The sequence below is a fragment of the Nocardioides endophyticus genome, from assembly GCF_039543845.1.
Lineage (GTDB): Bacteria > Actinomycetota > Actinomycetes > Propionibacteriales > Nocardioidaceae > Nocardioides > Nocardioides endophyticus.
In genome coordinates this window covers 119,141-131,169 of sequence record NZ_BAABKN010000027.1, presented here as the reverse complement: position 1 = coordinate 131,169, position 12,029 = coordinate 119,141, and the positions used below count along the sequence as shown (strand labels likewise).

At 69.5% G+C, this 12,029-nt stretch carries 10 protein-coding genes; 5 read left to right on the top strand and 5 right to left on the bottom strand.

All coding sequences use genetic code 11. The annotated features are described in order from the left end of the window. Window positions 1-12 precede the first annotated feature (12 nt). The 3 genes from ABEA33_RS21160 to phoA all read left to right on the top strand — a co-directional run bounded on the left by ABEA33_RS21160 (window position 13) and on the right by phoA (window position 3,797). On the top strand, window positions 13-1,677 hold the full coding sequence (locus tag ABEA33_RS21160; RefSeq protein ID WP_345528998.1) for an acyl-CoA synthetase: 1,665 nt from the start codon (window positions 13-15) through the stop codon (window positions 1,675-1,677). Window positions 1,678-1,760: 83 nt separating this feature from the next. Continuing rightward, window positions 1,761-2,177, top strand: coding sequence for a VOC family protein (locus ABEA33_RS21155; RefSeq protein WP_345528997.1), 417 nt, complete (start codon window positions 1,761-1,763; stop codon window positions 2,175-2,177). Between the two features lie 195 nt (window positions 2,178-2,372). Continuing rightward, window positions 2,373-3,797: an alkaline phosphatase gene (gene phoA / locus ABEA33_RS21150; protein WP_345528996.1), complete on the top strand. Its 1,425-nt coding sequence runs from the start codon at window positions 2,373-2,375 to the stop codon at window positions 3,795-3,797. A 16-nt stretch (window positions 3,798-3,813) separates the two neighbouring features. On the opposite strand, the gene ABEA33_RS21145 is transcribed toward phoA, so the two are convergent. The 5 genes from ABEA33_RS21145 to ABEA33_RS21125 are packed head-to-tail and all read right to left on the bottom strand — an operon-like array spanning window position 3,814 to window position 8,591. Next, window positions 3,814-4,302, bottom strand: coding sequence for a beta-class carbonic anhydrase (locus tag ABEA33_RS21145; RefSeq protein ID WP_345528995.1), 489 nt, complete (start codon window positions 4,300-4,302; stop codon window positions 3,814-3,816). Window positions 4,303-4,358: 56 nt separating this feature from the next. Then, window positions 4,359-5,132 (bottom strand): SDR family NAD(P)-dependent oxidoreductase, encoded by a 774-nt coding sequence (locus ABEA33_RS21140; protein ID WP_345528994.1) that lies wholly within the window; start codon window positions 5,130-5,132, stop codon window positions 4,359-4,361. Further along, window positions 5,129-6,655, bottom strand: coding sequence for an acyl-CoA synthetase (locus ABEA33_RS21135; protein WP_345528993.1), 1,527 nt, complete (start codon window positions 6,653-6,655; stop codon window positions 5,129-5,131). Before ABEA33_RS21135 ends, ABEA33_RS21140 begins: the two co-directional genes overlap by 4 nt. 2 nt (window positions 6,656-6,657) lie before the next feature. After that, complete coding sequence (locus tag ABEA33_RS21130) at window positions 6,658-7,791, bottom strand: DUF5938 domain-containing protein (RefSeq protein ID WP_345528992.1); 1,134 nt, start codon at window positions 7,789-7,791, stop codon at window positions 6,658-6,660. 2 nt (window positions 7,792-7,793) lie between these two features. Further along, entirely contained in the window at window positions 7,794-8,591 is a 798-nt protein-coding gene (locus ABEA33_RS21125) for an SDR family NAD(P)-dependent oxidoreductase (protein WP_345528991.1), read from the bottom strand. 187 nt (window positions 8,592-8,778) lie between these two features. On the opposite strand from ABEA33_RS21125, the gene ABEA33_RS21120 reads away from it, so the two are divergent. Both ABEA33_RS21120 and leuS read left to right on the top strand, forming a co-directional pair. Continuing rightward, window positions 8,779-9,405 carry a TetR/AcrR family transcriptional regulator gene (locus tag ABEA33_RS21120; protein ID WP_345528990.1) on the top strand — a complete coding sequence of 209 codons (627 nt, stop codon included), beginning with the start codon at window positions 8,779-8,781 and terminating at the stop codon, window positions 9,403-9,405. 141 nt (window positions 9,406-9,546) lie between these two features. Beyond that, complete coding sequence (leuS, locus tag ABEA33_RS21115) at window positions 9,547-12,027, top strand: leucine--tRNA ligase (RefSeq protein WP_345528989.1); 2,481 nt, start codon at window positions 9,547-9,549, stop codon at window positions 12,025-12,027. The last annotated feature ends 2 nt before the right edge of the window (window positions 12,028-12,029 follow it).

The following is a 12,029-nucleotide window of genomic DNA, read 5'->3' as shown; positions in this document are numbered from 1 at the left end:
AGGCGGTCAACGATGCCCGGTCCCGATGCCCACGGATTCAACCTGTCGACGGTCTTCTCCACCGTGGCGGCCGCGGTGCCCGACCAGGTGGTCCTGGTCTGGCGCGACCGGCGGGTGACGTACGCCGAGATGGACGCGCGGTCCACCGGGTTCGCGTCCCTGCTCGTCCAGCACGGCTTGGGCTCTCACGTCGGGCGCGAGGAGCTGGCCGGCCACGAGTCGGGCCAGGACCACCTCGGCATCTACCTCCACAACGGCAACGAGTACATCGAGGCGATGGTCGGTTCCTTCCGGGCCCGGGTCGCGCCGTTCAACGTCAACTACCGCTACGTCGAGGAAGAGCTGGTCTACCTCCTCACCGACGCCCGGACGAAGGCGCTCGTGTATCACAGTGAGTTCGCGCCGACTCTCGCCGCTATCCGCGACCAGCTGCCCGACCTGGAGCTGCTGATCCAGGTGGCGGACGAGTCCGGCCACGACCTGCTGCCCGGCGCGATCGACTACGAGGCCGCCGTCGCGACGCCGGTGCCCGCGAGCGGGCTGCCCGAGCCGGACGGCGACGACCTCTACATCCTCTACACCGGCGGCACCACCGGGATGCCCAAGGGCGTGCTGTGGCGCAACGACGACATCTACGTCACCTCCATGGGCGGCACCCCGTTCGGGACGAACGAGCCGTTCGCGTCGTACGACGCCATCGCGGAGGCCGCTCGCAACGCCGGCGGCTCGATGAAGCTGCTGATGATCCCGCCGTTCATGCACGGTGCGGCACAGTGGTCGACGTTTCACACGATCACCAGCGGCGGCACCATCGTGCTGCCCGACGAGGTCCGTCGCCTGGACGCGGCCGACGCGATGCGGGTCGCGGCGCGCGAGCGGGTCGTCAGCATCCCGGTCGTCGGCGACGCCGTCGCTCTGCCCCTCATCGAGGAGGTGGAGCGCGGCGACTACGACCTGTCCGGACTGGCGGCGTTCAACAACGGCGGTGCCCCGCTGACCCCCGGTGTCCGGGACCGGATCCTCGAGACCCTGCCCCACATCCTGGTGATGGACGCCGCCGGCGCCTCCGAGACCGGGCTCCAGATGAGCTCGCTCTCGCTCAAGGGCATGGAGGCGGGCACGGCCACCTTCAACCCGGTCGCCGCCACGGCCCTGGTCGACGACCTCTTCACCCGTGTCATCGACACCGGCGAGGGAGAGGGCTGGCTGGCGCAGCGCGGCCGGGTGCCGTTGGGCTACCACGGCGACGCGGCCAAGACCGCGCGCACGTTCCCGGTCATCGACGGCGTACGGTTCTCGATCCCCGGAGACCGCGCGATCATCAACGCCGAAGGGCAGATCGTGCTGCTCGGCCGCGACGGCGTCACGATCAACTCTGGCGGCGAGAAGATCTTCGTCGAGGAGGTGGAGCGCGCGCTCGCCGCGCATCCCGCCGTACGCGACGTCATCGTGGTCGGCCGGCCGTCTGAGCGCTGGGGGAGCGAGGCTGTGGCCGTCGTCCAGCTCGAGGAGGGCGCCGAGGCGACCGACGAGGAGCTGGTCGCCGAGGCCGAGAGGCACATCGCCCGCTACAAGGTGCCGAAGGCGATCATCCGGGTGCCGTCGGTGCAGCGGTCGCCGTCCGGCAAGGCGGACTACCGGTGGGCGAAGGCACAGGCGGTCCCCGACGCCGGCTGATGCCTTACGCCGATGAGTTCGCGGTGCGAGGGTGGTCAATGACTCCACACAGCACCGACGAACCATCGACAAGGGAGCGTGACATGACCACCCAGCTCAACCCGTACCTCAACTTCCGCGGCCAGGCCCGGGAGGCGATGGAATTCTACCAGTCCGTCTTCGGCGGCCAGCTCGAGGTGATGACGTTCGCCGACCAGGGTGGCATGGGCGTGCCTGACAGCGAGTCCGACCAGCTGATGCACTCCGCGCTGTCGGTGTCGGACTCCGTGCAGGTGATGGGCGCCGATGTGCCCAGCCATATGGAGGGCGACTTCGCGAACGGCCGGATCGCGCTGAGCGGCGACGACGTGGACACGCTCAGGGGCTGGTACGACGGACTGGCCGCAGGAGGCACCGTCAACGTGCCGCTCGAGAAGGCGCCGTGGGGCGACTGGTTCGGCGACCTCACCGACAAGTTCGGGGTCAGCTGGATGGTCAACATCGCGGGCACGAGCGGCTGATCCCGCCTCAGTGCGCCAGCTCGAGCCCGACGGCGAACACGACCGACGGCGTCCACCGGGGACGGAGGAGACGCCGGGCGCGCGAGCCTGAGTCCGTGTTGCAGTGCCATGTTGCCGTCACCGCAACGTGGTCGGCCGTTCACCTGGGACTGGTCGGCTCGAGTCGACATCCTGACTCGGAAGGACCCCCTCGGCATGCATGCACGCACCTCTCGGCCCTGGCTCGTCGTCGCCGGGCTCGCCGCTCTCGCGATCTCTGTCACCGGCACCCTCGCCTCCGCCGGCACGTCGCCGGACGCGCTGTCCGACAAAGGCGGCGCCACCCGCAACGACGGTGACCGGACCAACGCCGTACGCAAGGCCGTCGTCGGCGGCCACGCTCGTAACGTCATCCTGCTGATCGGCGACGGCATGGGCGACTCGGAGATCACCTCCGCCCGCAACTACGCGAAGGGCGCTGCGGGCCGGTTCGCCGGGATCGACGCGCTGCCGCTGACCGGTCAGTACACGACGTACTCCCTGACGAAGGCGACCGGCCTGCCCGACTACGTGCCCGACTCGGCGGCCACCGGGTCCGCCTGGTCGACCGGCACGAAGACCTACGACAACGCGGTCTCGGTGGACATCCACGGCACCCCGCAGCGCACCCTGCTCGAGCTGGCCAAGGCCAACGGGCTCAAGACCGGTGACGTCACGACCTCGGAGATCCAGGACGCCACCCCGGCGGTCCAGGTCTCGCACATCTCGGCGCGCTCCTGCTACGGCCCCGACCAGGCGACGGCGACCTGCACGGCCGAGGCCAAGGAGAACGGCGGGCTGGGCTCGATCACCGAGCAGCTGCTCGACACCCGCCCCGATGTGACGCTCGGTGGTGGATCCACGACGTTTGCGCAGACGGCCAAGGCCGGCAGCTGGGCGGGCAAGACGCTCACCCAGCAGGCACGGGAGCGCGGCTACCAGCTGGTCGCGGACGAGGCCGGCCTCGCGGGCATCCGCCGAGCCGACCAGCGCAGGCCCCTCCTCGGTCTCTTCGCGCCCGGCAACCTGCCGGTGCGGTGGGTCGGACCGGCGGCGACGGCGGGGGGCTCGAAGCTGCCCGGTGTGAAGTGCACCGACAACCCGGCGCGTCCGTCCACCCAGCCGACCCTCGCCGAGATGACCGACAAGGCCATCGACCTGCTCGAGAACCGCAACGGCTTCTTCCTCCAGGTGGAGGGTGCCAGCATCGACAAGCAGGACCACGCGTCGGACGCATGCGGGCAGTTCGGCGAGACCGTCGACCTCGACGAGGCCGTCCAGGTGGCCCTGGCCTACGCGAAGAAGCACGGCAACACGTCGGTCTTCGTCACGGCCGACCACGCCCACACCAGCCAGATCATCGAGGTGGGCAGCGACTCGCCCGGCAAGACGGTCACGCTCACCACTGCCGACGAGGCGCCGATGGCGATCAACTACGCGACCTCGACCGGCACCTCGCAGCAGCACACGGGCACGCAGCTGCGGGTCGCCGGCTACGGGCCCGGTGCGGCCAACATCGTCGGGCTGACCGACCAGACGGATCTCTACTTCACGATCCGCGACGCGCTCGGTCTCCGCGAACGGCTGTCACACCACCACTGACAGTCGGTGCGCGGCTTCAGGAGACCTCGCGCAGCCGTCCGCTCGCGACGTCGAAGACGAAGCCGCGCACCGAGTCGGTGTAGGGGACGAACGGGCTGTCCTTGATCCTCCCGATCGACTTGCGGACGTCCGCGTCGAGGTCGTCGAACGCCTCGGCCGCCCAGGTGGGACGCAGCCCGGTGTCCTCCTGGAGCGCGGCGTTGAACTCCTCGTCGGTGAAGGTCAGCATCCCGCAGTCGGTGTGGTGGATGAGCACGACCTCGCGGGTGCCGAGCAGCCGCTGACTGATCGCGAGCGAACGGATCTCGTCATCGGTCACGACGCCGCCGGCGTTGCGGATCACGTGGGCCTCGCCCTCCTCGAGCCCGAGGACGCCGTACACGTTGATCCGGGCGTCCATGCACGCGAGCACGGCGACGTGCTTGGCCGGCGGGAGGGGGAGCGGGCCGTCGAAGCCGGCGGCGTACTTCTCGTTGTTCTCGAGCAGCTGGTCGGTCACGGACATGGAGCCTCCTGGGGTACGGAGCTCCAATCTAGATCAAATCACTAAAGAAACAAGCCTTAAGTGATCGTCATGCCGCCGTCGACGGCGAGGGTCTGGCCGGTGACGTAGCCGCCGGCGTCGGAGGCGAGGAACAGTACGGCGGCCGCGAGCTCGGCCGGGTCGCCCTTGCGGCCTGCGGGGATCCGCTGCTGCTGTGACTCGAGGTAGCCGGGCGGGTACTGGTCGGTCATCTCCGAGGTGAAGAACCCGGGCGCGATCGCGTTGACCCGGATGCCCTTGCGGCCGGTCCACTGCTGGGCGAGATCGCGCGTGAGCCCGATCAGGCCGGCCTTCGAGGAGGCGTACGCCGCCTGGGGGAGTCCCGCGGTCGTGATGCCGAGGACCGAGCTGATGTTGATGATGCTCGATCCCGGTTGCATCACCCGGCCACACGCCTGCGCCATCCAGTAGCAGCCGTTGAGGTTGACGTCGATGACCGTGCGGAAGTCGTCGGGTGCCTCCCGCGTCGCCGGTACCGCCGTAGCGATGCCGGCGTTGTTGACCAGCACGTCGACCCGGCCGAACTCCTCCACGGCGAGTGCGACCAGGTTGCTGCACGAGTCGGGGTCGGCGACGTCGGTCGCGACGGTCAGTGCCCGCCGCCCGGCCGCCTCGACGAGCTTGGCCGTGTCGGCGAGCCGGTCCACCCGCCGGGCGCCGAGGACCAGGTCGGCGCCGGCCTCGGCGAGCCCCTGGGCGAACGCGACGCCGAGGCCGCTCGACGCCCCCGTCACGATCGCCACCTTGCCGTCGAGCCGGAACAGATCGGGGACGGTGCGGTTGTCAGTCATGCGGGCGACTGTAGCGACGTCCGGATGTCGGACTTCAGCACCTTCCCGACCTTCGAGCGAGGCAGGTCTGGCCAGACCTCCACCTGCTTGGGCGCCTTGATGCTGCCGATGCGCTCCTTGACGAACGCCGTGATCTCGGCCGGCTCCACGTTGGCGCCCGGGCGCAGCTGCAGCACGGCGGTGACGCGCTCGCCCCACTTCTCGTCGGGCAGACCGATCACCGCACAGTCCTGCACGTCCGGGTGCGCCATCAGCGCCTGCTCGACCTCGGTCGAGTACACGTTGAAGCCGCCGGTGATGACCATGTCCTTCGCTCGGTCGACGATGTGCAGGAAGCCGTCGTCGTCGAGGTAGCCGATGTCGCCCGTGTGGTGCCAGCCGTACGCCGAGGCCTCGGCGGTCGCCTCCGGGTTGCGGTGGTAGCCCGCCATCACGAGCGAGCCTCGGACGACGATCTCCCCGCGTTCGCCGCGGGGGAGCAGGGCGCCCTCGTCGCCCATGATGGAGACCGTCACCAGCGGGGCCGGTCGCCCCGCTGATGACAGCCGTTCGTGGGCGATGCTGCCGTCGGGCCGGAAGTGGTCGCGCGGCGGCAGCGTCGAGATCATCATCGGCGCCTCGGTCTGGCCGAAGAGCTGACCCATGACCGGCCCGATGCGCACCAGTGCCTCCTCGAGCCGGGTTGCCGACATCGGCGCCGCGCCGTACCAGAAGCACTGCAGCGACGAGAGGTCCGTGGTGTCGAGCGCTTCGTGAGCGAGGACCATGTAGATCAGTGTGGGCGGCAGGAACGTGTGGGTGACGCGATGTCGCTCCACGAGCTCGAGGAACTGTCCGACGTCGGGAGCGCGCATCACCACGATCTCGCCGCCGAGCGCCAGCACCGGGAAGCACAGCACGCCCGCCGCGTGGGTGAGCGGTGCGAGCGCGAGGTAGACCGGCCGGCCCTCGAACGGGTAGCTCATCAGGGTGATGGCGGTCATCGTCTCGAGGTTGGTGCCCGTCAGCATCACCCCCTTGGGCCGGCCGGTGGTGCCCCCGGTGCCGACGATCATGGCCACGTCATCGACGGGGGGAACGTCGATGACGTGGCCTGCCACGAAGTCTTCCCACGACAGCGCGCCGGGCACGTCGCCATCGATGCAGACCAGCGTGGAAAGCTGGGGGAGGTCTCCACGGATCTGCTGCACGAGCGGCGCGAACCGCTCCTGGAAGAACAACGTGACGCACTCGAAGAGCTCGAGCAGCTCCTGGTTCTCGGCAGCCTCGTTGCGAGGGTTGATCGGGCACCACACGGCTGCGGCTCGACTGATCCCGAAGACGCAGGTGAAGGCCAGCGGGTCGTTCGCCGACAAGATGGCGACCTTCTCGCCCGGGCGTACGCCGTGGGCGACCAGCGCGGCCGCGATCCGACCGCTGAGATCCTGCACCTCGGCGTACGACAAGGTCTCGCCGTCGGTCGTCAGGCAGGGCGCGTCCGGTCCGAGGGACGCCCCCTTGTCGAGGTAGTCGGCGAGCCTCACGTTCAGCCCTCGACCGTCAGCACCGGCTCGGAGACGAGGCCGAAGCTGCGCAGCACGCCGAGCAGCTCGCGGTGCCCGAAGGCCTGGCAGCCCGACGCGAAGCCGACGCGCTTCGGTGGCTGCTGCAGCAGGGAGTACGCCGCGTACGCCTGTAGCGCGCCGGTCTGCTTGTAGTTCTGGTTGCCGTGGATGACGCAGTGCGCCCGGCCGAGGGGGCCCGAGGCGTGCACCGAGTCGAGGGACTTGTTGACCCGGGGGTTCTCGCGGGGCGGCATCGAGTTCATCACCTGGGCCGCGGTCGCGGCGAGGGCGTCGTACTTCTCGTCGGCCTCCATGTCCTTGGTCGCCTCGATGGCGGCGGCCACGATCTGGGGCACACCCAGCATCAGCGCCCGGTTGAAGACGCCGCCCAAGGCCTTGACGTTGGCGACGCGTGGATCCCGGCGGTACCAGACCGGGTGCGAGGTGCCGCCCCACGGCAGCGCGAGACCGAGCTCGTGCTGGCCGGGGATCACCAGCTGGGTGTGACCGTCCTCGGGGTCGAACGGGACGTAGGTGTTCTGGTCCAGGTAGTGCGCGCCGGAGAGCGCTGCGTTGAAGAGGATCGTCTGGGTGGAGGCGATCGTCGGGCTGCCGCCCCAGAAGACCGCGATGTCGAGGGTGTCCAGGCCGGGCTTCTCGAGCGCGACCTCGGCCGCGATCTCGCCGGTCGTGTACATCTGCGCGATGCCCGGCGACAGCAGGAGACCGGCGGCGGCGAAGTCGGCGCCGTACTGCTCGTCGCAGGTGATCAGCCAGTCCTGCTCGCCCGTGGTGTCCGTGTAGTGCGCGCCGGCGGCGAGGCAGGCCTCCACGACCTCGGGCCCCCACTTGCTGAAGGGCCCGACGGTGTTGAGTACGACCGCGGCGCCGCTGAAGAGGTCGGTGAGCGACTCGACGTCGTGGCTGACCTCGACGACCTCGTAGTCGGCGGTCTCGATGCCGGCGACGTTGGACTCCATCGAGGCCTTGATCTTGCCGCCGTCACGGCCGGCGGCGACGAAGGGGACGTGGTACTCGCGGAGGTACTCGCAGATCAGTCGGCCGGTGTAGCCCGAGGCGCCGTAGACGACGACGGGGCGGGAGCTCGCAGTCATGGTCACATCCCCATCCCGCCGTCGACCGGGAGGCCGACGCCGTTGACGAAGCGGGCGCTGTCGGAGGCCAGGAAGACCACAGCGTCCGCCATGTCGGCGACCTCGCCGAGGCGTCCCGACGGGGTCAGCTCGACGACCGCGCCGACGGCCTCCTCCGGGGACGCGAAGAGGCCGAGCTTCGCCATGTCGACGGCGAGCCCCTGGCCCATCGCCGTGGGCACGAGGCCGGGGTAGATGCAGTTGACGCGTACGCCGTAGCCGAGCTTGCCGGCCTCCATCGCCGCGACCCGGGTCATCCGGTCGACAGCCGACTTGGTGGCCGAGTAGATCGGGATGCCCGGGAAGGCGATCGTGGCCGCCACCGATGAGATGTTGATGATGCTGCCGCCGTTGCCCGCGACGCCGTCGGGCCGCATCGCTCGCAGACCCCACTTGAGCCCGAGGGCGGTGCCGAGGATGTTGACCTCCAGCATCGTGCGGATGTCCTTCGGGTCCACGTCGACGATGAGGCTGCTGATCTCGACGCCGGCGTTGTTGACCAGCACGTCCAGCCCGCCGAAGTCGGAGGCCGCCGCCGTGACGGCGTTCTCCCAGCTGCCCTCGTCCGTCACGTCGAGGTGCACGAACCCGTGACCGTCACCCTCCAGCGAGTCGGCGACCTTCGCGCCGAGTTCGTCCTGGAGGTCGGCGACGACGACCCGTGCGCCGGCCGCGGCCAGGGCGCGAGCCATGCCTTCGCCGAGGCCCTGCGCGCCTCCGGTGACGAGGGCCGTGCGGCCCGTGAGATCGAGAGCGGTCATGGAGTTCTCCTCGGGGCAGAAGTGGTGGTCGTCACAACGTAGGCCGTAACCCTTGACGACTGTCAAGACTTTTCTGGACAAACGTCCAGATGAGTCTGGACAATCGTCAAGATCGATGACGAGGCGCGGCCGTGGTCGCGTACAGTGACGCCCGACCCAGGCGGTCGAGCGAGCGAGGAGGCGGCTGATGGCAGGCACCAAGGAGGCGCGGCGCGCCCCGTCGGACAAGTACGACGAGCGCCGCAACCAGCTCGCGGAGTCCGCCCTGCAGACCCTCGGCGAGCTCGGCTACGCCCGCACCAGCCTGCGTGAGATCGCCAACAACTCGGAGTTCAGCCACGGCGTCGTGCACTACTACTTCGCCGACAAGTTCGAGCTGATCATCTACTGCGTGCGCTACTACAAGGCGCGCTGCGTCACCCGCTACGACTCCGTCGTCGACGACTCGACCACCCCGGAGGGGCTGCTGGACGCGTTCGCCGCCAAGCTGGTCGAGACGCTGCGCGACGAGGCTCCGATGCACCGGCTCTGGTACGACCTGCGCACGCAGAGCATGTTCGAGGAGAAGCTCCGCGAGGCGGTGCTGATGATCGACCAGACGCTGGAGGACATGATCTGGCGGATCGTCAGCAAGTACGCCGAGCTGTGCGGCCGGCCGCCGGCGATGACCCCGGCGGCGGCGTACGGCGTGCTCGACGGACTCTTCCAGCAGGCCCTGCTCGGGCACCTGACGGGCGCGGCCGACGCCGTCGACACGATGGCGGCCCGGGTCCACGAGCTGATGCCGCTCATGGTGACCAGCGCCGCGGCCTGACGTTCGGGTACCCTGGGCACATGCGCAGGACCCTGCTCCTTAGCCAGCCGCACTGATCACCTTCACAGTGCGGCCACCCCTCACGCCCGAGGGGTTTTTTTGTGCCCCGAGCAGATCCGAGACCACGCGAGAGAGACGACGATGAGCGAGCACGACGAGCCGGCGACGTACGACGTACGCGCCGCCCAGGACAAGTGGCTGCCGGTGTGGGACGAGCTGCAGCCCTTCCGCGCCGACGACGACTCGCCGCGCGAGAAGAAGTACGCGCTGACGATGTTCCCCTACCCGAGCGGCGACCTGCACATGGGCCACGCCGAGGTGACGGCGCTCCACGACGTGATCGCGCGCTACTGGTGGCAGCGCGGCTACGAGGTCCTGAACCCGATGGGGTGGGACTCCTTCGGGCTGCCCGCAGAGAACGCCGCCATCCGCAACAACGAGCACCCGGCGACGTACACCTACGCCAACATCGAGACGCAGTACGAATCCTTCAAGCGCTACGGCATCTCCTTCGACTGGTCGCGCCGGCTGCACACCTCAGACCCCGAGTACTACCGCTGGACGCAGTGGCTCTTCCTGAAGTTCCGCGAGCGAGGACTGGCCTACCGCAAGAACAGCCCGGTCAACTGGTGCCCCAACGACCAGACGGTGCTGGCCAACGAGCAGGTCGTCGACGGCAGGTGCGAGCGCTGCGGCCACGAGGTCACCAAGCGTGAGCTGACGCAGTGGTACTTCAAGATCACCGAGTACGCCCAGGAGCTGCTGGACGAGCTGGACAACCTGGAGGCCACCTGGCCGGCCCGCGTCGTGGCCGCCCAGCGCAACTGGATCGGGCGCTCCGAGGGTGCGCACGTCTCGTTCGCGATCGAGGGCCGCGACGAGCCGGTGACCGTCTACACCACTCGTCCGGACACGATCTTCGGCACCACGTTCCTGGTCGTTGCGGTCGACTCCCCGCTGGCGGCGGAGCTGGTCACCGACGGGCAGCGGGCCGCCTTCGAGGCCTACCGCGAGGAGATCCGCAAGGAGACGGAGATCGAGCGGCTGTCCGCAGACCGCCCGAAGACCGGCGTGGATCTGGGGGTCACGGCGACCAACCCGGTGACCGGCAGGCAGATCCCGGTCTGGGCGACCGACTACGTGCTGGCCGACTACGGCACCGGCGCGGTGATGGGTGTGCCCGGCGGCGACCAGCGCGACTGGGAGTTCGCCACGGCCATGGGCCTGGAGATCATCCGGACCACGCAGACCCCTGAGGGCTTCGACGGCGAGGCCTTCCACGGAGAGGGGCCGGCCATCAACTCTCCCGCCGCCGGCGTCGACGCGCTGCTGGACATCAACGGCCTGCCCGTCGCGGAGGCCAAGCGGGCCACGATCGACTTCCTGGAACGGCAGGGCGCCGGTCAGGGAGCCGTCAACTTCCGGCTGCGTGACTGGCTGCTGAGCCGTCAGCGCTACTGGGGCGTGCCGATCCCGGTCATCCACTGCGAGAAGGACGGCGAGGTCGCCGTCCCGTACGACCAGCTGCCCCTGGAGCTGCCCGAGCTGCGCGGCGCCGACCTGAAGCCGAAGGGCGTCTCGCCGCTGGCGGCGGCCGAGGAGTGGGTCAACGTCGAGTGCCCCACGTGCGGCGGCCCGGCAAAGCGCGACAGCGACACGATGGACACGTTCGTCGACTCGTCGTGGTACTTCCTGCGCTACTGCTCGCCGACGTACACCGACGGCCCGTTCGACCCGGCCTTGGCCAATGCCTGGATGCCCGCGGACATCTACGTCGGCGGTGTGGAGCACGCCGTGCTGCACCTGCTGTACGCACGGTTCTTCACCAAGGTGCTGCGCGACATGGGGATGCTGGAGGTCGGTGAGCCGTTCGCCGGTCAGCTGAACCAGGGCTTCGTCATCAACCGCGGCAAGAAGATGAGCAAGTCGCTGGGCAACGGCGTCAGTCTGGGGGACCAACTTGCGGAGTTCGGAGTCGACGCCGTACGCCTGACCCTGGTCTTCGCCGGTCCGCCGGAGGACGACATCGACTGGGCCGACATGTCCCCGGCCGGTTCGCTGCGCTTCATCCAGCGCGCCTGGCGGCTGTCCGGTGACGTCACCTCGGCGGTCGGTACGTCGCCCCAGGGTGGCGACGTCGCGCTGCGCCGGATCACCGCGCGCACCGTGCACGACGCCGCCGAGCTGGTCGAGGCGTACCGGTTCAACGTGATGGTCGCCAAGGTCATGGAGCTGGTGAACGCGACCCGCAAGGCCGTCGACTCCGGCTGCGGTCCCGACGACCCGGCGGTGCGCGAGGCCGCCGAGGCGGTCGCGATCCTGCTGTCGCTGGTGGCGCCGTACACCGCCGAGGAGATGTGGGAGCGGCTGGGCCACCAGCCGACCGTCGCCCGCGCCGGCTGGCCCGAGGTCGACCCCGCCCTGCTGGTCGAGGAGTCGGTGGTCGCCGTCGTCCAGATCCAGGGCAAGGTCAAGGCCCGCCTGGACGTCGCCCCGGACATCTCCGAGGCGGACCTGGAGCAGCTGGCGCTGACTCACGCCGACGTCGTACGCGCCATCGACGGGCGTGAGGTGCGCAAGGTGATCGTGCGCGCGCCCAAGCTCGTCAACGTCGTCGTCTGACC